We start from the raw sequence: 22,613 nt of genomic DNA, 5'->3' as shown, positions 1-22,613 counted from the left end.
TGGGCCCCGGATGCCCCGGTGCGGGGCCGTACGGCCGCCCCGAATCGATCTTCCGCCGCGGCGCGGCGATCTTGTACTCTCCACACATGGCCGCGTCGGTGGAGGGGATGTTCGCGGCGCCGGGGACGGCCGCATGATCGACGAGATCCTGCCCTCGTGGGTGGCGTCGGCCGAGAGGTTCGGCGACGTGCCGGAGGAGACGCTGTTCCCGGAGGAGAGGCCGCTCATCGCGCGGGCCGTCGACCGGCGGCGGCGCGAGTTCGTCACCGGACGTCACTGCGCCCGGCTCGCGCTGGCCCGGATCGGCGTCACGCCGGTGCCGATCCCGCGCGGCGAGCGGGGCGCGCCCGTCTGGCCCACCGGCACGGTCGGCAGCATCACGCACTGCTCGGGTTATCGTGCGGCGGCCGTCGCCTCCGCGGACGTCGCACGCGCGGTCGGCATCGACGCGGAACCGCACGAACCCCTCCCGGAGGAGGTCCTTTCCACGATCGCCTCCCCCGGGGAGATCGCCGCCCTGCGGGCGATGGGCGACGCCGACGGCGAGGTCTGCTGGGACAGGATCCTGTTCAGCGCCAAGGAGTCGGTCTACAAGGTGTGGTTCCCGCTGACCGGACGCTGGCTCGACTTCACCGAGGCGGTCGTGGACATCGAGCCCTCGGGCACGTTCCGCGCGCGGCTCCTGGTCGCCGACCCGGCCGTCGGAACGGACACCCTGCCCGGCCGGTGGGTGGTGAGCGACGGGCACATCGCGACCTCCATCGCCCTCCCCCGCCCCGGCGATCCCGCACCGGCCCGGCCCTGACGATCCCGCACCGGCGCGACGGCCCGTCGCCGGTCACCCCGCGCGGAAGTAGTGGCCCTTGTCGAGATCGTCGAGCAGCCCCGGCTGCACCGGCTGCCATCCCATCAGTTCGCGGGTCAGCGCGCTCGACGCCGGGGCGTCGATCCCGATCATGCCACCCAGCCACGAGAAGTGCTCGCTCGCCTCCTCGCGGGGGATCGAGACCACCGGCAGCCCGAGGTGGCGGCCGATCACCTCGGCGGCTGCGCGGATCGGCACGCCCTCGTCGGTGACCGCGTGCAGCACCGAGCCCGCCGGGGCCTTCTCCAGCGCGAGGCGGAACAGGTGCGCGGCGTCGAGCCGGTGCACTCCGGGCCAGCGGTTGGACCCGTCGCCGACGTAACCGGAGACGCCCCTGCCGCGGGCGATGCCGACCAGGGCCGCCATGAAGCCGTGGTCTCCCTCGCCGTACACCGTCGGGGGCAGGCGCAGCACCGACGAGCGGACGCCGTGGGAGGCGAGGTCGAGCGTCCACAACGCGGTGGCCTGCCGGGCCGGCGGACCGTCGTCGTGCGCCGCGGCGGAGCCGGAGTCACGGCCGTCCCGTTCGGTCGTCACCCGCCCCGGCGTGAGGCCGAGGAGTCCGGAGGCGAGGACGAACGGACGGCCGGAGCCCGCCAGCGCCTCGCCGAGCGCCTCGACGGCGCGGCGATCCGCGTCGGCGGCGCCCTGGAAGTCGCCGGCGAAGGCGATGTCGTGCTTGAACGCGAGGTGGATCACACCGTCGGACGCCGCGGCCGCGCTCCGCAGAATGTCGAGATCGTCGAGGGTGCCGCGGCACACCTGCGCCCCGGCCCTGGCGAGAGCGGCGGCCGAGGCGTCGGACCGGGCCAGGCCGACGACCTCGTGCCCCGCGCCGATGAGCTCGGGAACGACGGCGGAGCCGATCCAGCCGGACGCGCCGGTGACGAACACGCGCATGACGTACTCCAAGTGGTCGATTGCCCTCCGCGCCGGGTCACTCGGGCGGACGGCGATGTCAGTGACTGCCATCAACATAGCACCGATGTCAGTCGCTGTCATCAGGGTAGGATCCGAGGCATGGGTCGATGGGAGCCGAACGCACGAGGCCGTCTCGGACAGGCGGCGCTCGAGCTCTACATCGAGCGCGGATACGAGCAGACCACGGTCGCGGAGATCGCCAAGCGGGCGGGGCTGACGGAGCGCACGTTCTTCCGGCATTTCGCCGACAAGCGCGAGGTGCTGTTCTACGGCTCGAGCACGCTGCAGGATCACCTCGTGGACGCCGTCGCAGGCGCGCCGGACTCCGCGGCGCCGATCGACGCGATCGCCGGAGCCGTCGAGAGCGTCGGCGTCGTGTTCCAGGGGCGCCGTGAGAGCGCCCGGCAGCGGCAGAGCGTCATCGCGGCCACCGCCGAACTCCGGGAACGCGAGCTGATCAAGCTCGCGTCGTTGTCCGCGGCGCTCGCCGACACGCTGCGGCGGCGCGGCGTCACGGAGCCGGCCGCGAGCCTGGCCGCCGAGGCGGGCATCGCGGTCTTCAAGATCGCGTTCGAGCGCTGGATCAGCGGACCCGGCGAGCCGGACCTGTCGCAGCTCGTCCGGGAGTCGTTCGACGAGCTGAAGGCCGTGATGGCGGGCAGGTGACCTCCCGCCTTCGCATCAGTGGTGGGTCGATGCGCGTGCGTGTCAGGAACACCTGACACGCACGCGGCCCTGTCACCCCAGCGTGGCAACCCGCTTGAGGAAGACGACGCCGTCGATCATGTCGAGCCGGGCCGGGTCCAGCGGGAAATAGGCGAAGTCCTGGGAGACGCGCGGGGCGGTCTCCGTGAGGGCCTCGGCCAGCCGGCGGGCGTCGACGAGGCAGCGGTCCCACGGGAGCGTGGACAGGATGCCCTCGACGGTGTCCGGGGGCGGGGTGTCGTCGCCGGCCGTGCCGAAGGCCGAGGCCAGGAAGGCGTACCGGTCGCCGAGGTGCGTCGCGGTGATCGCCCCGGCGCTCCACCACTCCAGCCGCTGGTCGCCGAACGGCATCAGGCTCTTGTTCCGCTGCAGGTGGAGGTTGCTGGAGAAGACCAGGGCCGGGCCGTGCTCGGCGACGGCACGCAGGTTGGTGGCCATCATCGCGTCCCGCAGGGCCGACAGCCGGGTCCACCGTGCCGGGGACGCGTCGGCCATCCAGTAGTGGTAGCGGAGCAGGCCGATGGCGGTGCGCGCGTACAGTTCCGCCCGCTCCCTGTCCTCCGTGCCCAGCTGCGGCGCCTGCGTCTCGAGCAGGGCCACCAGGTCGTCGGCGATCAGTCGCAGCCGCCGGGCGTCGGCGGACCGGCCGATCGACTGGGACGGATCCATGGCCGTGGCCTCGTTCGACCACCGGTCGTCGGGTCCCAGCAGGGTGTCGAGGGTCTCCCCGGTCACCACCGTGCCGGGAAGCGGGCCGTCCAGAAGGGCGTACAGGGCGGTGAGCGCCTCGCGCGGGCTCGCCGCCCAATACTCCAGAGGGCCGTCGAACCCGAAGAACCGGAGCTTCTCCTCATGCTCCTCGTTGTACGCCCGCATCCACCGCACGAGCTCGCGGTTGGCCGGTGACGCGCCGAAGCCGTGGCTGAAGCCGCGTTCCATGACGTCGTCGAGCGTGCCGGCACCCGTCCTGACGTAGTCGTCCACCACGAGGCCCCTGAGGCAGTCGCTCTCGACGGCGAACGACCGGTAGCCCTCGTGCTCGACCAGATGCCGGAAGATCTCGTTGCGCACCTCGCCCAGCTCCCCCACGAAGTGCCTGGCCTCGCCCAGGCCGAGCAGCAGGGGCCGCACGGGAAGCGAGCGGAGGAACGCCGAGACTCCCGCGCCGTCGAGCGGCCGGGCCGTGTCCTTGATATCCATGCCTTCGACGGTATCGTTGAACACTCGGTGTAAACTTTTCCAGAAAAACCCCCAGTTCATCGCGATGGACCTTCAATCGGTGATGCATTCATGAGGCCAGTGGACCTGGCACGCGAGCACGGCCTGTCCACCCAGGCGGTCAGGAACTACGAGGACGCCGGCATCCTGCCCGCCGCCGAACGCACCGTTTACGGCTACCGCACCTACACGCCGCTGCACGCGCGAGCCCTGCGCGCGTTCCTCGCCCTCGTGCCCGGGCACGGTCACCAGACGGCCACGGCGATCATGCAGGCGGTCAACCGGGGTGCCACCGAGGACGCACTGCGGCTCATCGACGACAGTCACGGCCAGCTCCTCGACGACCGCCGCACCCTCCAGGCCGTCGAGGCCGCGCTCCGCGACCTGGCGCCCCTGCCGCAGGAACGCGGCGACACGTTCATCGGCCCCCTGGCCAGACGGCTCGGACTCCGCCCCGCCACGCTGCGCAAGTGGGAGAACGCCGGGCTGGTCCGGCCGCGCCGCGATCCGCAGACGGGCTACCGGATCTACAGCGCCGCCGACGTACGCGACGTCCGGCTGGCCCACCAGCTCAGGCGGGGCGGCTACCTGCTGGAGCAGATCGCCCCACTGATCGCGCAGGTCCGCTCCGCCGGAGGCGTCGCCCCGCTGGAGTCGACGCTGCTCGACTGGCAGGCCCGCCTGTCCGCTCGGGGCCGCGCCATGCTCAAGGGCGCCGCCGCCCTGGACGCCTACCTCCACGCCCGCGAACTCTGAAGATGCGGCGCCGGCGCGCCGCTAGTGGGAATCCCGGGACACCCGGTTGCCGCTGGAGCCTCTGAGGAAGCCGAGGTCGGCGCCCGTGTCCGCCTGGCCGACCGTCTCCACGTACAGACGCTCCCAGCCGCGGCGCGGGGCGGCGAAGGCCCGCACCATGGCCGGTGACGGCCGGCGGGCGGCCAGTTCCCCGGCGGGGACCTCGACGTCGATCCTGCGTTTTCCGACGTCGAGGACGACGATGTCGCCGGTGCGGACGAGGCCGAGCGGCCCGCCGGCGGCCGCTTCCGGCGCGACGTGCAGCACGACCGTGCCGTAGGCGGTGCCGCTCATCCGCCCGTCGCTGATGCGAACCATGTCCCGTACGCCCTGGGCGAGCAGCTTCGCGGGCAGCGGCAGGTTGGCGACCTCCGGCATGCCGGGATAGCCCTTAGGGCCGCAGCCGCGCAGGATGAGCACCGAGCCGGGGGTGACGTCCAGGTCCGGGTCGTCGAGCCGGACGCGCAGGTCCTCGACGGAGTCGAACACGACGGCGGGCCCGCGGTGGCGCAGCAGGTGCGGCGAGGCCGCCGCCGGTTTGATCACGGCGCCGTCGGGGGCGAGGTTGCCGCGGAGCACCGCGATCCCGGCCTCCTCCAGCAGGGGCGTCTCGCGGGGGCGGATGACCGCGGGGTCGTGGATGCGGGCGTCGTCGAGGTAGTCCACCAGCGGACGGCCCGTCACGGTGATCGCCCGGGGGTCGAGCAGGTCGCGCACCTCGCGCAGCACGGCGTGCAGGCCGCCTGCCCGGTAGAGGTCGTCCATGAGGAACCGCCCGGCGGGCAGCAGGTCGACGAGCAGCGGCACGCCCGACCCCGTACGGTCGAAGTCGTCCTGGGTGAGCTCCACCCCCAGCCGTCCGGCGATGGCGAGCAGGTGGACGACGGCGTTCGTGGACCCGCCGAGCGCGGCGAGCGCGACGACGGCGTTGAGGAAGGAGCCCCGGCTGAGCACCGTGGCGGGCCGGCGGTCGGCGGCGACCATCTCGACGGCGAGCGACCCGGTGGCGTGCGCGGCCTCCAGCAGCCGGCTGTCGGCCGCCGGGGTGCCCGCGACGCCCGGCAGGGTCATGCCGAGGACCTCGGCGAGCAGGCCCATGGTGGAGGCGGTGCCCATGGTGTTGCAGTGCCCCTTGCTGCGGATCATCGACGACTCCGAACGCAGGAACTCCGCCCGGGTCAGCGTCCCGGCGCGGACCTCCTCGCTGAGCCTCCACACGTCGGTGCCGCAGCCGAGCGGCACGCCCCGGAAGTGCCCGGTGAGCATCGGCCCGCCCGGCACGACGACCGCGGGCAGGTCCACGGACGCGGCGGCCATCAGCAGCGCGGGGATCGTCTTGTCGCATCCTCCGAGCAGCACGACCCCGTCGATCGGGTTGGCCCGCAGCAGTTCCTCGGCGGCCATCGCGGCCATGTTGCGCCACAGCATGGCCGTGGGGCGCACCTGCGTCTCCCCCAGTGACACCACCGGCAGGTTCAGCGGGACGCCGCCCGCCTCCCAGACACCGCGCTTGACGTGCTCGGCGACCTCGTCCAGGTGCATGTTGCACGGGGTCAGGTCCGACGCGGTGTTCGCGATCGCGATGTGCGGACGCCCGTCGAAGGCGTGGGAGGGCAGCCCACGTCGCATCCACGCCCGGTGGATGTACGCGTTGCGGCCGGTCCCGGCGTACCACTCGGCACTGCGGCTCGTCCCCATTCGGCCCCCGATCTGCGGGGAGGCACGGGCTGTGTGAGGCCAGCCCACCGTTCACTCTGCCCAGAAGATTGCGGTAAGGACCTTTTCTCCCGCCCGAAATCGGCTCTAGTATCCGGAACATGATCGTGCTTCCGCTCGCTCCGCCGCGGGCGGTTCCCGGCCGGCTGCCATCCGCCGGTGCGATCGCCGCCGGACAGGAGGCTCCGTGACCAGGCAGTTCACCGCCGCTCAGGCCTCCGGCGAGGTGTACGCCCTCGGCGAGGGCCCTGTGTGGGACCCCCTCAGGCAGCGCCTGCTGTGGGTGGACATCAACGCGGGAGCCGTGCACGAGGGACGGCTCGACCCCGCGACCGGCGCCATCACCGCCACCACGGCACACGCCTTCGGCGGCGCGACGGGTGGCACCGTGGGCGGCACTGTGGGCGGCACTGTGGGCGGCACTGTGGGCGGCACTGTGGGCGGCACTGTGGGCGGCACTGTGGGCGCGGTCGCCGTCTCCGCCGCCGGAGAGCTCGTCGTCGCCGAGCGCGAGGTCCTCACCCGGGTCGACACCGCCGGCCACCGCACCGAGCTGGCCCGGGTGCTGCCTCCCGGGGCGCCGAGCAGGCTCAACGACGGCGCCGTGGACCCGGCCGGGCGCTTCCTGATCGGCAGCATGGCCCTGGACGACCGGGAGGGCCAGGAGGTGCTGGCCCGTCTCGACGGCACGACCTGCGTCCGCCTCGACGACGACCTGACCCTGTCGAACGGCCTGGCCTGGAGCCCCGCGGGCGACCGCCTGTACAGCATCGACAGCACGCCGCACGTGGTGTGGGAGCGCGACTACGACCCGGCCACCGGCCGGACCGGGCCGCGGCGCGAGCTGTTCAGGCTCGCCGGCGGCATGCCCGACGGGATGTGCGCCGACAGCGAGGGCAACCTGTGGATCGCGATCTTCGGCGGCGGCCGGGTGGAGTGCCGTGATCCCGGTGGGCGCCTGCTCGCCACCGTGGAGGTCGGCGCGCCCAACGTCACCTGTCCCGCCTTCGCCGGACCGGATCTCGACGTCCTCGTCATCACCACCTCCACCGAGGGCGTCGACCTGGCTCGACATCCCGGATCGGGCCACCTGTTCACCACCCGAGTGGGCGTACGCGGCCTGGCGACGCCCTACTGGGTGCCGGCTCGATGACGAGCCCCGATCCCCGTCAAGGAGACACGACCGTGCCCCTCACGCCCATCGGCGCCGTCGCGCCCGTCCCCTTCTCCCGGTAGTGCGGGCACTGGTCGTCACCGGCCCCGGCAGGGCCGAGGTCGTGGACCTCGAGCCGCCGGTCGCGGCGCCCGGGCAGGTGGTCGTCGACGTCGAGCGGGTCGGCGTCTGCGGCACCGACGTGGAGTTGTTCACCGGCGCGATGAGCTATCTGCACTCCGGCCACGCCTGGTATCCGCTGCGTCCCGGCCACGAGTGGTGCGGCGTCGTCACGGCGCTCGGGGAGGGCGTGGACCCCGGCTGGCTGGGCCGCCGCGTCACCGGCGACACCCAGCTCGGCTGCGGGCGCTGCCGCCTCTGCGGCGACGGGCTGCACCACGTCTGTCCCGACCGGGCCGAGATCGGCATTCGCAACGGCTTCCCCGGGGCGCTGGCCGAGCGGCTGGCCGTACCGGCGTCGGCGCTGCACCCGCTGCCCGAGACGATCGACGCGACGATGGGCGCGCTGGTCGAACCCGGCGGCAACGCCCTGCGCGCGGTGCGCGGCGCCGCCCTGCGGTCCGGCGACCGGCTGCTGGTGCTGGGCACGGGCACGATCGGCCTGCTCGTCGCGCTGCTCGCGCGGGCGGGGGGCGCCGAGGTGCATCTGATGGGCCGCGACGAGCCCACGCTCCGCCTGGCCCGCGACCTCGGCTTCGCGGGCGCGTGGACCCGGGCGTCACTGCCGTCCCTGCCGTGGGACGCCGTGGTCGACGCGTCCAACGCGGCGGAGCTGCCGGCGCTCGCGCTCGACCTGGTCAGGCCCGCGGGCCGGGTAGTCTATGTCGGTCTCGCGGGGTCCCCCAGCCGCATCGACACCCGCGACCTCGTGTTCAGGGACGTCACCGCCGTCGGCGTGCTCAGCGGATCGGCCGGTCTGGCCGGGACCATCGAGGCGTACGCGGACGGGTCGGTCGACGCCCGCCCGCTCGTGGCCGCGACCGTCGGCCTGGACGACGCCGCCGGCGTGCTGGCGGGGCGCCGCCCGGCCGGTGCGGGTCCGGGCCCCAAGATCCACATCGACCCTCGGCGATAGAGGAGGCGCGTGGGCGCCTCCGGACGGAAGCGTTGAGATCATGAGCCTTACCGATGCCGGAACCCGTGCAGAGCCGCGACGGCCGGCCCCGCCCGAGCCCGCCGTGCTGGCGGCGGTGGAGGCCGCCGTTCCGGGGATCACGCGGGCGCGGGTGAGCGACCGGTTGGGGATGGCGCACGACGCCTCGCATTACCTGCTGACTCCGCAGGCCGTTCTGGTGCCGGAAAACGCCGGGCAGGTGGCGGCGTTGATGCGGACCGGGCTGCCGTTGACCTTCCGGTCCGGCGGCACCAGCCTGTCCGGGCAGGGCGTCACCGATCATCTGCTGGTCGACACCCGCCGTCACTTCCGCCAGGTGGAGATCCTCGACGGCGGTGCGCGGGTCAGAGTGCAGCCCGGAGCCGTGCTGCGGCAGGTCAACGCCCGCCTTGCCGCCTACGGCCGCAAGCTGGGCCCCGACCCGGCCAGCGAGTCGGCGTGCACGATCGGCGGGGTGGTGGCCAACAACTCCAGCGGCATGACCTGCGGCACCCACGCCAGCACCTACCAGACGCTGGAGTCGATGGTCGTGGTGCTGCCCAGCGGCACCGTGATCGACACCGGCGCCCCCGACGCCGACGCCCGCCTCCGCGCCCTGGAACCCGCCCTGGCCGAGGGCCTGCGACGACTGCGTGACCGCATCCGCGGCAACCCCGATTCCGTGCGCCGGATCACCGCGCAGTTCGCCATCAAGAACACCATGGGCTACGGCCTCAACAGCTTCCTCGACCACGACACCCCGGCGCAGATCCTCGCCCACCTGATCGTCGGCAGCGAGGGCACCCTCGGCTTCGTCGCCGAGGCCGTGCTGCGCACCGTCCCGGCGCACCGCCTGGCCGCGACGGGCCTGGTCGTCTTCCCCACCCTGGGGCGGGCGATGGCGGCCGTGCCAGACATCGTCGCGGCGCAACCCGCCGCCGTCGAGCTGCTCGACGCCGAGTCGCTGCGGGTGGCCCAGCTCGACCCGCACGCCGACGACGTCCTGCGCACCCTACAGGTGCGCGACCACGCGGCGCTGCTGGTGGAGTGGCAGGAGCCCGACCCCGAGCTGCTCGCCGCGCGCGAGCGGGAGGCCGGGCGGGTCTTCGCCGGGATGGACCTGGCCGTCCCGGCCCGGCTCAGCGGCCACAGCGCCGGCCGGGCGGCGCTGTGGCGCATCCGCAAGAACCTGTACGCCGCGGTCGCCGGCGCCCGGCCGCCCGGCACCACCGCGCTGCTGGAGGACGTCGCCGTCCCGGTCCCCGCCCTGGCCGGCCTGTGCGATGAGCTGACCGGGCTGTTCGACCGCTACCGCTACGAGCGCAGCGTGATCTTCGGGCACGCCAAGGACGGCAACCTGCACTTCATGCTCAACGAGCGCTTCGGCACCGACCTCGACCGCTACGCCGACTTCACCGAGGACCTGGTGGAGGCCGTGCTGTCCCGCGGCGGGACCCTCAAGGCCGAGCACGGCACCGGCCGGGTCATGGCCCCCTTCGTCCGCCGCCAGTACGGCGACGAACTGTATGAGGTGATGCGCGAGGTCAAGCGTTTGTGCGACCCCGCCGGCACGCTGAATCCCGGTGTCGTGCTCACCGACGACCCCAAGGCGCACCTGCGCGACCTCAAGACCGTCGCCACCGTCGAGCCCGAGGTCGACCGGTGCGTGGAGTGCGGCTACTGCGAGCCGGTCTGCCCCAGCCGCGACCTGACCACCACCCCGCGCCAGCGCATCGTGCTGCGCCGCGAGATCGCCGCCGCCCGCGCGGCCGGCGACCACGCCCTCGCCCGGCAGCTGGAGGAGGACTACGGCTACGACGCCGTCGACACCTGCGCCGTGGACGGCATGTGCGCCACCGCCTGCCCCGTGCTGATCAACACCGGCGACCTCACCAAACGCCTGCGCGCCGACCGCCACAGCCGCCCCGCCCGGGCCGCCTGGAAGTCCGCCGCCAAGCACTGGGACGGAGTGACCCGGGCCATGGACCTCGCGATGGACGCGGCCGCCGCGGCTCCGGCCGGCCTCGCGGAGATCGCAAGCCGGGCCGCCCGCGCCGTCGCCGGCCCCGACACCGTCCCCCAGTGGAGCCGCGACCTGCCGCGCGGCGGCACGCCCCGCCGCCCCGTCCCGGCTCCCGGCGCCGACGCCGTCTACGTGCCGTCCTGTCTGAACACCATGTTCGCCCCCGCCGACGGCGGCCCCGGCGTCATGGCCGCGCTGCTGCGGCTCGCCGAGCGCGCCGGTCTGCGGCTGCACGTGCCGGAAGGCGTCGGGAGCCTGTGCTGCGGCACCCCATGGTCGTCCAAGGGATTCACCGGAGGCTACGAGGTGATGCGCCGCCGGGTGCGGGAGACGCTCCTGACCGCGACCGACGGCGGCCGGATCCCGGTGGTCAGCGACGCCGCCTCCTGCACGGAAGGGTTCGAACGGCTGGTCGCCGCGGGGTCCGAACCGTCCGCGGACGCGGCCTCGCCCGTCGTCCGGGTGCTCGACGCCGTGACCTTCGTCGCCGAGCACGTCCTGCCGCGGCTGCCTCAGCCGCCGGAGGAGCGCAGGCCGGCCTCGCTCGCCCTGCACCCGACCTGCTCGTCGGTCCGGCTCGGCCTCGACGCCGCCATCGCCAAGGTGGCCGAGGCCGTCGCGAAGGAGGTCGTCGTCCCGGACGGCTGGCAGTGCTGCGCCTTCGCCGGCGACCGCGGCCTGCTGCACCCGGAACTGACCGCCTCCGCCACACGTGCCGAGGCCGCCTCCGTCACCGAGGGCGGCTTCGCCGCGCACGCGTCGGTGAACCGCACCTGCGAGATCGGCATGACCCGCGCCACCGGGAAGACCTACCACCACCTGCTCGAACTGCTCGACGAGGTGACCGCCTGAGGTACGCCGCACGATGACGATTCCCCGCGATCACTACGGGTGTGAAGCGGGTGATCACGGTCGTCTTCACGCGGTCGGTGACGTCGGCTCGGTCAGCACCCACCTCGCCGGCCAGGTCTCCGCCCCCCTCGTGGTGGTGCGGCCCGAGGCAACGGCGCCCCACGGTCTGATCGTGGTCGGCGCCGACGGCTCCGACGAGGCCGAGGCCGCGCTGACCTACGCGTTCGAGGAGGCACGGCTGCGCCGCTGCCGCCTGCTCGGCCTGTACGCCTGGCAGCTTCCGGTGCACGCGTACGCGCCGGAGGTCACCTACGACATCGACGAGGTGCGGCGGGCCCAGGAGCAGCACGTGGCCGCTGTGCTCGCGACCTACCGGGAGCGCTACCCCGACGTGGATGCCGAGATCCGCGCTGTGTGCGGGCACCCCGTTCCCGTACTCGTCGAGGCCGCCGAGAAGGCCGACCTCCTCGTGGTCGGGTCCCGCGGACACGGCGCCATCGGCTCGGTGGTGCTCGGCTCGGTGAGCCGGGCCGTCCTGCACCACGCCCGCTGCCCCGTCGCCGTCGTGCGCCCTTCCACGACCGAACAGTAGAGACGCCCGATCGTCTTCAGCTTCCACGGCTGCCCATGGCCATAGGCCACCGGCGTGTGTTCCTCCGCCGGCCCGGCGATCGTCGTGGGCCGGATACAACAGGGCCGCCTGCGGGAGGGTGGTTCAACGCCGCCACAGCGCGCGCCACAGGGCTCGCCACAGGCGCCGTCCCGATGTGAGGGGCTCGTCGTCCTCCTCCGGCGCGGCGTCGTCGTCCGGCAGGTCGTACCAGTGCGTGTCACCGGGGAACGGGTCCGGCTCCGCGCCGCCGGGCTCGTCCCCGGCTGCGGCGTCGGCGTCCGGGGCCGCGAACGGCGGGAACTGCTCGGAAACGGCCACTGCGGTCCTCAGGGTGAATCGGGCGCGTCCCACCCCCGGGGACGCCTGCGAGAACTGTACGCGTAGCTTCTGGGCGACTGCCCCGATTCGTCACCGGTCATGGAAGATCGGCCGGGCGACTGCGGAGGATCCGGGCCAGCAGGGCGGTCATCTGCTCGCGCTCGGCGGGGCCGAGGCAGGCGAACCACTCCCGCTCCCTGCGGGTCTGCTCGGCGAACGCCTCCCGCACGGCCGCCTCGCCCGCCGCGGTCAGCGTGACGACCACCGCGCGGCCGTCCTCCGGCACCGGCCGGCGTTCGACCAGGCCGCCGCGCTCGAGGGTGTTGACGGCGTTGGTCACCGCGGAGCGCGACATGGCGGAGATCTCGGCGAGCCGTACGGGCTGAGTGGGGCCGAGCAGCCAGAGCTTGAACATCAGCCGGAACCCGGGCAGTGTCAGGCCGCGCGGCCGGTGGATGCGGGTCTCCAGGTCGGTGACCAGCAGGTAGGCGAGCTGGAGCAGGTGGTAGGCCAGCGCGAACGCCTCGGCGTCGGCCGGAGGCGACATGGCCGCCAGGCGCTCGCGCGCGTACGCGGCGTACCGCAGGTCCGGCGGCACGTCCGCGCCGGGATCCGGCTGGGCGTCGGGCTCGCTGTTCACCGGTCAAGTCTTGCGTAGCCGCAGGGGCGTCGTGAATATTGTTACGGCCATAACAACTTCTCGTTTCCCCGGAGGCGCTCGTGCGCATCGTCATCGCCGGAGCGGGCATCGGCGGGCTGACCGCCGCGCTCAGCCTGCACGCGGCCGGGTTCGAGGACGTGACCGTGCACGAGGCCGCCCCCGAGATCCGGCCGCTGGGCGTCGGGATCAACCTCCTCCCCCACGCCGTCCGGGAGCTGACCGAGCTGGGACTGGCCGACCGGCTGGCGGAGATCGGCGTGGCCACGGCCGAACTGGCCTACTTCAACCGCTACGGCACACCGATCTGGTCCGAACCCCGGGGGCTGGCCGCGGGCTACGCCTGGCCGCAGTACTCCGTCCATCGCGGGAGGCTGCAGATGCTCCTGCTGGAGGCGGTGGTCGAGCGGCTGGGCCCGGACGCCGTACGGACCGGCAGCCGGATCACCGGCCCCGGCACCGAGGACCTGCTGATCGGCGCGGACGGGATCCACTCGGCCGTGCGCGCCCATCTGTACCCCGGCGAGGGCCCGCCGCCGTGGAACGGCCTGGTCCTGTGGCGCGGCGTCACCTACGGCGAGCCGTTCCTGACCGGCCGATCCATGATCATGGCGGGCGACGGTACGCAGAAGTTCGTCGCCTATCCCATCGAGACCGGCGAGCGCACGCTGATCAACTGGATCGCGGAGCGGCCCCTCGACGGCGAGGCCCCCGACCGGGGGAACTGGAACCGCCCGGCCGACCTCGCCGAGATCGGCCGGCACTTCGCCGACTGGCGCTTCGACTGGCTCGACGTACCGGGGATCATCGCCGGGGCCGAGACCGCGTACGAGTACCCGATGGTGGACCGCGATCCGCTCCCCCGCTGGACCTTCGGCGACGTCACGCTCCTCGGCGACGCCGCGCACGCGATGTATCCGATCGGCTCCAACGGCGCCTCCCAGGCGATCATCGACGCCCGGGTGCTGGCGTACGCCCTCGCCCGGGGCGACCTGGCGGCGTACGAGGAGATGCGCCGCCCGGCCGCGACGGCGCTTCAGCTGTCCAACCGAGAGATGGGCCCGGAGATCGTCATGAAGCTCGCCCACGAACGCGCGCCCGGCGGGTTCGACGACATCGAGCAGGTCATTCCCCACGCGGAGCGGGCGGAGATCTCCGCCTCCTACAAGCGCACGGCCGGGTTCGACCCCGCCTCGCTCAGCGAGCGCCCCTCGTGGAGCGTCGATCGGAGTGCCGCCTCGTGAATCCGGAACCCGTGACCCCGGAACCCATGGCCCTGGGACCCGTGACTCTGGAACCGCTCGCCACGTTCCGCGTGGATCTCGACCCGGTGCTCGATCTCGGGGACTCGCAGTGGGGCCACCGCCGTGTGGTCAACATCGTGGGCGGCGCGTTCGACGGTCCCCGCCTGTCGGGCACCGTGCTGCCCGGCGGGGCCGACTGGCAGGTGGTCCACGCCGACGGCATGATCAGCATCGACACGCGCTACACGCTGCGCACCCACGACGGCGCGTACGTCTACATCACCACCAGCGGAGTCCGGCACGGCTCCCCCGAGGTGCTCGGCCGCCTCGCACGGGGCGAGGACGTGGACCCGTCGGAGTACTACTTCCGGCTGTTCTGCCGCTTCGAGACGGGCGACGATCGATATCTGTGGCTCAACCGCACCCTCGCCGTGGCCTCGGCCGCCCGCGTGGCCACCGCCGTACGGTATGACGCCTACGCCCTGACCTGAGGAGTCCTCATGCCGAAGCTCGACCGCGCCCCGCTTCCGGTCTCCGTCGAGCACGACGTCCCGATGCCGGTGCGGGACGGCACCGTCCTGCGCGGGTCCGTCCATCGGCCGGCCGGCGGCGGTCCGTTCCCGGCGCTGCTCATGCGCACGCCGTACGGCGAGGACTCGTTCCGGACGGCGCCGGTGACGCCCGCGCTGCGGGCCGGGTTCGCGGTCGTGCTGCAGCACTGCCGGGGGCGCGGGAGCAGCGACGGCGAGTTCCGGCCGTGGGTGGACGAGGGCGCCGACGGCCACGACACGATCGCCTGGATCACCTCCCAGCCCTGGTCGAACGGCGAGGTCGTGATGAGCGGCATGTCCTACCTCGCCGGGTGCGCGTTGCAGGCGGCGGCGACCCGCCCGCCGGGGCTGAAGGCCGTGGTCGCCTCGATGACGCCGCACGACTTCCACGACGGCCTCAAGTATCACGGCGGGGCCTTCGCGCTGGGCTCGGCCCTGAACTGGGGCGCGTTTCAGGCGATGCTCGGCCTGCTGCACGCCGCCGAGGCGGGCGAGGACGTCGGTGCGGGGTTCGTCGCCGTTCTTCCCGTTCTGCATGATCAGGACGCCGCGGCGCGCACCCTGCCGGTCGGTGACATCCCCGGCATCCCCTGGTGGCGTGACTGGACCTCGCACGTGGAACGCGACGTTTACTGGGAGGATCTGGCCGAGACCCTGCGTCACGACCGCGTCGAGGTGCCCGTCATGCACGTGGCGGGCTGGTTCGACCTGTTCCTCGGCGGGACGCTGGAGAACCACCGCCGCCTCGGCGGCCCTCTGGTCGTCGGCCCCTGGTCCCACCTCGCGCCGGGCGCCGCGGGCACCGGACGGCTGTTCTTCGGCCCGGCCGCCTCGGCGCAGGCGATCGGCCTGGAGCAGCGGGAGCTCGCGTTCCTGAAGGGCGAGGACACCGGCCCCGCCGTGAAGATCTTCGTGATGGGCGACGACGTCTGGCGGGACGAGGAGGCCTGGCCGCTGGAACGCGCCGTCGAGACCCGCTACCACCTGCACACCGGCGGCCTGCTGTCCCCCGAGCCTCCCTCGGCGCAGGAGCCGGCGACCTTCACCTTCGACCCGCGCGACCCGGTCCCGACCGTCGGCGGCCCGACCCTGCTGCCCGACCCCACCAACGTCGGTCCGCAGGACCAGCGCGACGTGGAGCGGCGGCCCGACGTGCTCTGCTACTCGACCGAGGTGCTCGCCTCGGACGTCGAGGTGACCGGCCCGGTGTCGGTTACCCTGCACGCGGAGACCTCCGCCGCCTCGACCGACTGGACGGCCAAGCTCGTCGACGTGCACCCGGACGGCCGGGCGATGAGCGTGATCGACGGCATCGTCCGCGCTTGCGAGTCCTCCGGGACGTTCGTCATCGACCTGGTCGCCACCAGCCAGGTCTTCAAGGCCGGCCACCGCATCCGGGTGGAGATCTCCAGCTCCAACTTCCCCCGTTTCGACCGCAACCCCGGCGCCGGCAGGGTCGGGGCGAGCGAGGCGGACCTGGTCGTCCAGCACCAGAAGGTGTACCCCGACTCGTACATCACGCTGCCGATCGTCCCCCGCTGACGCTGTCGTCAGTCGTCCCCGGACGCGACCTCCCGGCCGCCCGCCCAGTGGTGGCGGACGATCCCGCCCTCCCTCCGACAGGAGATCCACGCCTCTGCCACGTCCGGCCGTTGGGAGGTCCGTACGGCCCAGTCGCAGTGGTCAAGGAAGGAACTGCCCTGGGGACGTGTCAGGGTCACCGTCGTGCCGTCGGTGCGCCGATAACCGAGGACGTAACCCACGGGAGGCCGCTTGTCCTTCGATCGGCGCCACCATAGGACCAGTACGAAGAGCACGACCGCGCCGATGAACCGTACGGCATAGGGGGCCACCGACGGTGCGACAGGAGAGTGCCGAACCGATTGCTTGTCAGGATGGCAGAAAGCTGGGCGTGCCGTACCAAGAGGCGGTCAGTTCCTCTTCGGCATGTGCACTGTCTCGGTGCTCGCTACGGCTCGCGCCATTCGCCCGATCGGCCCGGCACTCCCAGAGTATGATGCAGGTATGAGCGAGAAGAAGACGCGGATCACGATCACGGTCGACCCCCACCTGGCCGCCTATGCCGAAAGGCTCGTCGCGACGGGTAAGGCCCCATCCGTTTCCGCCGTTCTCAACGACGCGCTCAAAGAGCGGATTCAGCGCGACCGGCGCGCCCGCCGCTGGTGGAACGCCAAGGCGGCCGAGGCCGCCGCCGACCCCACGTGCAACGCCCGGATCACCAGAATGCGCGCCCACATCGACGAGCAGATCCGCCGGTTCGAGCAGGAGCACGGCGGCGCGTGAGCGACCACACCCCCACCCCCCTCATCCTCGACACCACCGTCCTGCACGAACTCGCCCGTGGCGAGGCCGGCACCATCGGCCTCATACAGAGTTACGACGCCGATGGTCAGCCCATGGTCGTGTCCGCTCTCGCTATCACCTCGACGCTCATCGAGGCATGCAGCGAGGAAGCCGCCGACGCCATGCATGGCCTGGCCACCATGGAACACGTCATGGTCGCGCCGCTGAAGGACGCGGAACAGGTCGAGAACCTCGCCCTGGTGGCCGTCGCCACCGGCCTTGACGTCTGCGAGGCGCACACCGCGGCGATCGCCGACGTCTCGGTCTGCCCGATCCTGACGTTCGACGCGACTCGGTGGAACGAAGCGTCACGATCCCTGGACAACCACCTGTTCACGATCGAGATCGCCGATCCCGACGTGTGACAAGGCCCGGCCCCAACGTTCATGTACGGCAAGCTCATCGAGCGCCCCGAAGAAGTCGCAGCGTGAGCGGCTGGAGCGACACCGGCAAGCCGGCGGACGAAGACGAGCATCAACGCTTCGACCGCTACCTTCGGCAGCTGACAGACGTCTGCCAAGAAGACGAAGCCGAGCTCACCCGGCATACCGGGCGGCGCGTCACCGCTGGGCGGCGTCAGGGGGTGTCGTCGAGCAGCGCGTCAGAGGAGTCAACCGTGGCGGCGGCCCGGATCCAGGCATCCAGCCGGTCGAGGTCATGGCACTTGCGAATCTTGTCCCTGAACTCGTCGGGCACCTGGATGTCACGAGCGGCAAGCACCGTCAGGATGGCTTCGGCCTTGGCCTCGGCCTGTCCCTTGGCGATGTTCTCACGGGCCCAGTCGCTGAGGTATTCGTAGGTTTCGGTCTTCAACTGCTCCTCCAAGTGATCCCAGACCTCTCGAGGCAGCGCCGCACGAACCATGTCAGCGTACATACCCCCCAGGTCTCGGTCGAGATTGTGCAGCGCGATGAACAGGGCGTTGAGGATTTCGGGACCCTCCGGCGTGGCGGCATGGTGGATCGCCGAAAGCACTGCGAGTTCGATGTCCTCGGCCGCCTGGCCGGGATCGGTGATGACGGGCACTTCGTTCGGACCGGCGACCAGCGGTTTCAGTACCAGACCAGGATGGCCCAGTTCGATCGGGCGGGCGCACCATCGGGCGACCGATGCTTCAGGGCACACCACCAGCAGGATGACTGGGCACTCAAGGCGGGTGCGGAGGCTGACAAGGTACATGGGCCAGGACCACATCTTCCCGGGATCCTGGCGCCGCTGAACTTCCACAATCACGGCCAGTACGGGCTGGGGGTCGGCTTCGGCCCGCTTGCGACGGAACACGATGACCGAGTCGGCGCGACGTTCGGCAGGTGTGACCTCGGTGAGATCGGCCGATTCGAGGCCCGCGTAGTCGTAGTCGGGCAGCTCGACTCTGAGGGACCGGGTGAGCAGGTCGGCGGCGAGGTCGGGTCGTTCACAGAACAGACGGACGAGGGCTTCGTGTTCGGCTAGTGCCACGGCGTGACCGTATCCACCCGAGATGGACGGCGAGCCCCGGCATAACTTTCTGTGATTATCTCGTTACTCTACGTCTCTATCGCCCTCGCGGTCTGCTTGGGCCGGTCCGCCCTGGGTCGTGAGGCAGGTGCGGGCCGGTTGGTGGGCCAGACGGGTGAGGAGGGCTCGGACGCCAGATGTACCAGCAGGCCTTTCAGGCCCTTCCGCAAACGGGGTGACCACTCCGGCGAGCGCCGTCCTCACCACTGGATGAAATCCGGCGGCACGCGGTCCACCAGCCAGACGCCGTTGGCGCTCACCCGGAAGTGATGTCCGGCGGCGTGCATCGCCGCCGCCTCCACCACGAGCACGACCGGCTTCCCTCTGCGCGCGCCGACGCGGGTCGCGGTCTCCCTGTCCGGCGACAGGTGGACGTGATGACGTGCCATCGGCCGCAGCCCATCCGCCCGGATCGCCTCGACATTCCGGGCGACCGTGCCGTGGTAGAGGATCGGGGGCGGCTCGACCACCGGCAGGTCGAGGTCGACGGGCACCGAGTGCCCCTGGCTGGCCCGGATCCGATCGCCGTCGATCACGTATCGCCGCTTGTCGTTGTCGGCGACCACCCGCTCCAGTTCGGCACGCGAGATCGGAAACCCGTGCGAGGCCGCCGCCGTCAGCAGCGTGTCGACGTCCACCCAGCCGTGCGCGTCGAGCGCGATGCCGATGCGCTCGGGCTGGTGCCGCAGATGCTTTGCCAGGTACTTCGAGACCCGCACCAACCGCCGCTCGTCCATTTTCCTCCTGTGCCCGCTGCCTCGCACCCTATGGTGTCGGTCGTACGGCCGGCCCTGGCCCGCCAGGGATAGCCGATAGGCTTCGGACCCTATGGACAGCTCGATCCTGGAGAAGGTCCGCGAGCTCCGCGGACAGGGCCGCTCTCCCAAGCAGATCGCCCGTGCCCTGGGCATGGCGCCGGCGGCGGTCGCACCGTATGTCAGGGCGGTGGCCGAGCAGACGGGCGGGCAGGCCGCCGAGCCCGAGCTCGTGGGGTGCTGGATCAACGCCGGCTGGAGCGAGGGACTGGGCGTGCCGGACACGACCGGCTGGGCGGACGACGTCCCGGACGGCCAGGAGACCGCGGGCACGGTGAGCGTCGTGGTGGCGCGCAAGCACGGCTGGGACAAGCTGTCGGTCTGCGCCTACCTCGTCGACGTCTACTGCCTCGGCGTCAAGCACGCCCTCGGCCCCGACGTGATGAGCGAGGTGGAGCTGCACCGCTTCCTCCCGAAGTACTTCAGGATCTATCCGCACGGCTGGGGTGAGGCGCCGCTCGACCTGGCGCGGCACCTCGTCTTCGGCGCGGTCAACTACGCCCGCGATCTCGGCTTCGAGCCGGCCGCGGACTTCGCCGGGGCGGCCGGCCACCTCGGCGCGTGGGAGGAGAAATCGGCCGTCTCCTTCGGCAAGGACGGCAAGCCCTTCTACCTCGCGGGCCCGAACGACGACGCCAGGCACGTGGTGAAGACGCTGGAGCGTAGGGTCGGCCCGCCGCCCAACTTCGACTTCTTCGCCCCCGTGCCCGAGTCGCCGATCTCGCTGGGCGGTCACCGGCTCACCCCCTGACTCCGGGGTGCAGTGCCGGCAGTGCTGCGCCTGGCCCAGCGGCCGACGGCGTGGGGCTGGAGCACGCCGAGCCGCGGCTGCTCGGGCCTGCCGTGTGGACCACGGCGCGCTCGATCTCCCGGGGGCTCGGCGGGCCCTGACGTGCGTCACCGTATCGCCGGGCACCGCGCCCCTCGTGATCTCGTCTGCGCCCTGTTCACTCATCCCGGTGCGGCTCGCTCACCTGTCCGCGAACAGACGGTCCGCCGGGGGTCTGGACGTGCCAGACTGCCAGGCATGGCAGTCTCGGGCCGATCAGTGGTCGTCGACATCCGGACGCGCCGGGCCGGCAAGGAGCGCGACCCGGCGATTCCCGACGGGCCGGACCCGTTGCTGCGCACGGTGTACGGGGAGATCCTCCGCGACGAGCGGCTGGACCAGGACCGCACGCTCGACGACGTGGCGCGTGCGGTGGGCATGTCGAAGCAGTATCTGTCGGAGGTCGAGCGCGGCCGCAAGGAGCCGTCGTCGGAGATGCTGCATTCGGTGTGCGACGCGCTCGGGTTGCCGATCGAGCAGCTGCTCACCCGTGCCGTCCGGCGGATCACGGCGTCGCGCCGGATCGCGACGCGCGGATCGTCCGCCGGTACGCCACGGGTGCTGCTGCTGGCGGCGTGAGCGCTACTCGCGGGTCATGATCAGCTCGTCGGCAAGGCCGTACTCGACGGCCTCGCGAGCGCTGAAGATGCGGTCCCGGTCGGTGTCCTCGCGCAGCCGGGCGACGTCCACCCCGGTGTGGAGGCTGAGGATCTCCTCGGTCTGCGCGCGCACGCGCATCACCTCGGCGGCCTGCAGGGTCAGGTCGGAGATCGTGCCCTGCCCCTGCGTGGACGGCTGGTGCAGCAGCACGCGGGAGTGGCCGAGCATGAACCGCCGTCCGGGGGCGCCGGCGGCGAACAGCACCGCGGCGGCGGAGGCCGCCTGGCCCATGCAGTACGTCGCGACCTTCGCGCGGATGAACTGCATGGTGTCGTAGATCGCGAGCATCGCGGTCGACGAGCCGCCCGGGGAGTTGATGTACAGGCTGATCTCCTGGTCCGGGCTCTCCGCCTCCAGGTGCAGCAACTGCGCCATCACGACGTTGGCGACGCCGTCGTCGATCTCGGTGCCGAGGAAGATGATGCGCTCGTTGAGCAGCCGGCTGAAGATGTCGAACGACCGCTCCCCCACCGGGGTCTTCTCGACCACGTACGGAATCGTGTACTGGCTCATGACGAGAACCCCATCCTGTTGGGAACGGCGTACGGCGCGACGCTGGGGAAGGAGTCGACGATCGTGTCGATGATCCCGTAGTCGCGGGCCTGCTCCGGGGTGAACCAGCGGTCCCGGTCGCTGTCGGCGGCGATCTCCTCGATCGAGCGTCCGGTCTCCGCGGCGAGGATCTCCTCGGACTGCCGCTTCATGTACTGGAGGTTCTCGGCCTGGATCGAGATGTCAATCGCCGTGCCGCCGATGCCGGCCGACGGCTGGTGCATCATGATCCGGCTGTGCGCGAGGCTGGTGCGCTTGCCGTGGGTACCGGACGCCAGCAGCACCTGACCCATGCTCGCCGCCATCCCCAGCGCGACGGTGACCACGTCGTTCGGCACCAGCTTCATCGTGTCGTAGATCGCCAGCCCGGCCAGCACCGACCCTCCCGGCGAATTGATGTACAGGATGATGTCGCGTTCGGGATCCGCCGAGGCCAGCAACACCATCTCGGCGCAGACCCGCTCGGCCATCTCGTCGTCGACCTCTCCGGTCAGCAACAGGGTCCGTTGCTGGAACAGCTTCTCGTTCAGCCGATCCCGGTAACTCGTGCTCGGTGAAACACTCATGGCGCAGTTGTATCCGCCATGCCCCCGCCACCTGTCGATATGTCTGCTGAGGGCAGACCGGTGGCAGGCCTGATGAGAAGGACTGCCGCTCACACGCGTTCGTCCGGGAGACCCGGCCGACCGAGCACGGTGCGCGCTCGGCGACGGCGTCCTCGCGGCCTGACGAGCCTCGCCGCCGCACCGGCATCGCGGCTAGCCCACGTTTGTGGGGTTGTCTCACCCACTTCCTACCAGCACATACTCGACATACACCGCATTCCCGTCAGACAGAGAGGTGAAGGCATGGCCTTCGATCCGAGGGAAGCTCTGCGTGAAGCCGGCATCCTGAACAGCCCGCTGGCCGCCGAAGTCGAGGAGGCGTTCGCCACCTTGACGCGGGAGGAAGTCGACCTGCTCATCTCGCTCAAGGACAAACTCCCCACCGCGCTGCCCGGCGTGCTGGCGCACGCCGGCGCCGGAGGCGAGTGGTCCCGGCCCGAGGTGGAGGCCCACACCGTTCCGGTCGAGGGCAAGTGCCTGTGCGGGGCCTGGTCCGGCTCCGGGTCGGGCGCGGACTAGTCAGGACGGTTCGCCGGTGCGGCTCC

25 protein-coding genes are annotated in these 22,613 nt (G+C 71.9%); 15 read left to right on the top strand and 10 right to left on the bottom strand.

What is annotated here, in order from left to right; all coding sequences use genetic code 11:
* The first annotated feature begins 133 nt into the window (after positions 1-133).
* Positions 134-805, top strand: coding sequence for a 4'-phosphopantetheinyl transferase superfamily protein (locus tag ABZ860_RS37175; protein ID WP_357229752.1), 672 nt, complete (start codon positions 134-136; stop codon positions 803-805).
* Positions 806-838: 33 nt separating this feature from the next.
* Here ABZ860_RS37175 and ABZ860_RS37170 read toward each other — a convergent pair whose 3' ends face one another.
* Entirely contained in the window at positions 839-1,765 is a 927-nt protein-coding gene (locus tag ABZ860_RS37170; RefSeq protein ID WP_357229750.1) for an SDR family oxidoreductase, read from the bottom strand.
* 120 nt (positions 1,766-1,885) lie between these two features.
* Here ABZ860_RS37170 and ABZ860_RS37165 point away from each other — a divergent pair, with 120 nt between their 5' ends.
* Positions 1,886-2,452, top strand: a complete 567-nt coding sequence (locus ABZ860_RS37165) for a TetR family transcriptional regulator (RefSeq protein ID WP_357229748.1) — start codon at positions 1,886-1,888, stop codon at positions 2,450-2,452.
* Between the two features lie 72 nt (positions 2,453-2,524).
* Here ABZ860_RS37165 and ABZ860_RS37160 read toward each other — a convergent pair whose 3' ends face one another.
* The gene (locus ABZ860_RS37160) at positions 2,525-3,691 is read right to left on the bottom strand and encodes an erythromycin esterase family protein (protein WP_357229746.1); all 1,167 of its coding nucleotides are present in this window, start codon (positions 3,689-3,691) and stop codon (positions 2,525-2,527) included.
* 90 nt (positions 3,692-3,781) lie between these two features.
* On the opposite strand from ABZ860_RS37160, the gene ABZ860_RS37155 reads away from it, so the two are divergent.
* Positions 3,782-4,465 carry a TioE family transcriptional regulator gene (locus ABZ860_RS37155; RefSeq protein WP_357229744.1) on the top strand — a complete coding sequence of 228 codons (684 nt, stop codon included), beginning with the start codon at positions 3,782-3,784 and terminating at the stop codon, positions 4,463-4,465.
* Positions 4,466-4,486: 21 nt separating this feature from the next.
* Here the strand turns inward: ABZ860_RS37155 and ABZ860_RS37150 are convergent, their stop codons facing one another.
* Positions 4,487-6,202 carry an IlvD/Edd family dehydratase gene (locus ABZ860_RS37150; protein WP_357229742.1) on the bottom strand — a complete coding sequence of 572 codons (1,716 nt, stop codon included), beginning with the start codon at positions 6,200-6,202 and terminating at the stop codon, positions 4,487-4,489.
* 205 nt (positions 6,203-6,407) lie between these two features.
* Here ABZ860_RS37150 and ABZ860_RS37145 point away from each other — a divergent pair, with 205 nt between their 5' ends.
* The 4 genes from ABZ860_RS37145 (at position 6,408) to ABZ860_RS37130 (ending at position 11,954) form a co-directional block, all read left to right on the top strand.
* On the top strand, positions 6,408-7,373 hold the full coding sequence (locus tag ABZ860_RS37145) for an SMP-30/gluconolactonase/LRE family protein (protein ID WP_357229740.1): 966 nt from the start codon (positions 6,408-6,410) through the stop codon (positions 7,371-7,373).
* An 82-nt stretch (positions 7,374-7,455) separates the two neighbouring features.
* Complete coding sequence (locus ABZ860_RS37140) at positions 7,456-8,469, top strand: alcohol dehydrogenase catalytic domain-containing protein (protein WP_357229738.1); 1,014 nt, start codon at positions 7,456-7,458, stop codon at positions 8,467-8,469.
* Between the two features lie 40 nt (positions 8,470-8,509).
* Positions 8,510-11,362, top strand: coding sequence for an FAD-binding and (Fe-S)-binding domain-containing protein (locus tag ABZ860_RS37135; protein WP_357229736.1), 2,853 nt, complete (start codon positions 8,510-8,512; stop codon positions 11,360-11,362).
* A 13-nt stretch (positions 11,363-11,375) separates the two neighbouring features.
* The gene (locus ABZ860_RS37130; RefSeq protein ID WP_357229735.1) at positions 11,376-11,954 is read left to right on the top strand and encodes a universal stress protein; all 579 of its coding nucleotides are present in this window, start codon (positions 11,376-11,378) and stop codon (positions 11,952-11,954) included.
* A 123-nt stretch (positions 11,955-12,077) separates the two neighbouring features.
* Here the strand turns inward: ABZ860_RS37130 and ABZ860_RS37125 are convergent, their stop codons facing one another.
* Both ABZ860_RS37125 and ABZ860_RS37120 read right to left on the bottom strand, forming a co-directional pair.
* On the bottom strand, positions 12,078-12,293 hold the full coding sequence (locus ABZ860_RS37125) for a hypothetical protein (protein WP_357229733.1): 216 nt from the start codon (positions 12,291-12,293) through the stop codon (positions 12,078-12,080).
* 97 nt (positions 12,294-12,390) lie between these two features.
* Positions 12,391-12,933, bottom strand: coding sequence for a MarR family transcriptional regulator (locus ABZ860_RS37120; protein WP_357229731.1), 543 nt, complete (start codon positions 12,931-12,933; stop codon positions 12,391-12,393).
* 80 nt (positions 12,934-13,013) lie between these two features.
* On the opposite strand from ABZ860_RS37120, the gene ABZ860_RS37115 reads away from it, so the two are divergent.
* From ABZ860_RS37115 to ABZ860_RS37105, 3 genes are read left to right on the top strand one after another with little or no spacing between them, the layout of a single operon-like run.
* Positions 13,014-14,195: a flavin-dependent oxidoreductase gene (locus tag ABZ860_RS37115; protein ID WP_357229729.1), complete on the top strand. Its 1,182-nt coding sequence runs from the start codon at positions 13,014-13,016 to the stop codon at positions 14,193-14,195.
* A gap of 41 nt (positions 14,196-14,236) precedes the next feature.
* The gene (locus tag ABZ860_RS37110) at positions 14,237-14,686 is read left to right on the top strand and encodes a DUF3237 domain-containing protein (protein WP_357229727.1); all 450 of its coding nucleotides are present in this window, start codon (positions 14,237-14,239) and stop codon (positions 14,684-14,686) included.
* A 9-nt stretch (positions 14,687-14,695) separates the two neighbouring features.
* On the top strand, positions 14,696-16,288 hold the full coding sequence (locus tag ABZ860_RS37105; protein ID WP_357229725.1) for a CocE/NonD family hydrolase: 1,593 nt from the start codon (positions 14,696-14,698) through the stop codon (positions 16,286-16,288).
* 8 nt (positions 16,289-16,296) lie between these two features.
* Here the strand turns inward: ABZ860_RS37105 and ABZ860_RS37100 are convergent, their stop codons facing one another.
* Positions 16,297-16,509 carry a hypothetical protein gene (locus ABZ860_RS37100; RefSeq protein WP_357229723.1) on the bottom strand — a complete coding sequence of 71 codons (213 nt, stop codon included), beginning with the start codon at positions 16,507-16,509 and terminating at the stop codon, positions 16,297-16,299.
* A gap of 262 nt (positions 16,510-16,771) precedes the next feature.
* Here ABZ860_RS37100 and ABZ860_RS37095 point away from each other — a divergent pair, with 262 nt between their 5' ends.
* Both ABZ860_RS37095 and ABZ860_RS37090 read left to right on the top strand, forming a co-directional pair.
* Positions 16,772-17,050, top strand: coding sequence for a hypothetical protein (locus ABZ860_RS37095; protein WP_357229722.1), 279 nt, complete (start codon positions 16,772-16,774; stop codon positions 17,048-17,050).
* Positions 17,047-17,475, top strand: coding sequence for a hypothetical protein (locus tag ABZ860_RS37090; RefSeq protein ID WP_357229721.1), 429 nt, complete (start codon positions 17,047-17,049; stop codon positions 17,473-17,475). Before ABZ860_RS37095 ends, ABZ860_RS37090 begins: the two co-directional genes overlap by 4 nt.
* Before the next feature lie 211 nt (positions 17,476-17,686).
* Here ABZ860_RS37090 and ABZ860_RS37085 read toward each other — a convergent pair whose 3' ends face one another.
* The gene (locus ABZ860_RS37085) at positions 17,687-18,568 is read right to left on the bottom strand and encodes a hypothetical protein (protein WP_357229719.1); all 882 of its coding nucleotides are present in this window, start codon (positions 18,566-18,568) and stop codon (positions 17,687-17,689) included.
* 239 nt (positions 18,569-18,807) lie between these two features.
* Entirely contained in the window at positions 18,808-19,344 is a 537-nt protein-coding gene (locus ABZ860_RS37080; protein ID WP_357229717.1) for an RNA 2'-phosphotransferase, read from the bottom strand.
* Positions 19,345-19,435: 91 nt separating this feature from the next.
* Between ABZ860_RS37080 and ABZ860_RS37075 the strand changes: the two genes are divergently transcribed.
* A complete protein-coding gene (locus ABZ860_RS37075) occupies positions 19,436-20,173 on the top strand; it encodes a helix-turn-helix domain-containing protein (protein WP_357229715.1) in 738 nt (245 codons plus the stop codon).
* Between the two features lie 276 nt (positions 20,174-20,449).
* Positions 20,450-20,830: a helix-turn-helix transcriptional regulator gene (locus ABZ860_RS37070; protein WP_357229713.1), complete on the top strand. Its 381-nt coding sequence runs from the start codon at positions 20,450-20,452 to the stop codon at positions 20,828-20,830.
* 3 nt (positions 20,831-20,833) lie between these two features.
* On the opposite strand, the gene ABZ860_RS37065 is transcribed toward ABZ860_RS37070, so the two are convergent.
* Entirely contained in the window at positions 20,834-21,424 is a 591-nt protein-coding gene (locus tag ABZ860_RS37065; RefSeq protein WP_357229711.1) for an ATP-dependent Clp protease proteolytic subunit, read from the bottom strand.
* Positions 21,421-22,029: an ATP-dependent Clp protease proteolytic subunit gene (locus tag ABZ860_RS37060; protein ID WP_357229709.1), complete on the bottom strand. Its 609-nt coding sequence runs from the start codon at positions 22,027-22,029 to the stop codon at positions 21,421-21,423. The genes ABZ860_RS37065 and ABZ860_RS37060 overlap by 4 nt, the downstream gene beginning before the upstream one ends.
* 282 nt (positions 22,030-22,311) lie before the next feature.
* On the opposite strand from ABZ860_RS37060, the gene ABZ860_RS37055 reads away from it, so the two are divergent.
* Positions 22,312-22,587 (top strand): StsA-related sactipeptide RiPP, encoded by a 276-nt coding sequence (locus ABZ860_RS37055; RefSeq protein WP_357229708.1) that lies wholly within the window; start codon positions 22,312-22,314, stop codon positions 22,585-22,587.
* Positions 22,588-22,613: the final 26 nt, after the last annotated feature.

Source organism: Microbispora sp. NPDC046973 (assembly GCF_040644495.1).
Taxonomy (GTDB): Bacteria; Actinomycetota; Actinomycetes; order Streptosporangiales; family Streptosporangiaceae; genus Microbispora.
This window is presented reverse-complemented; position numbering and strand designations above follow the sequence as displayed.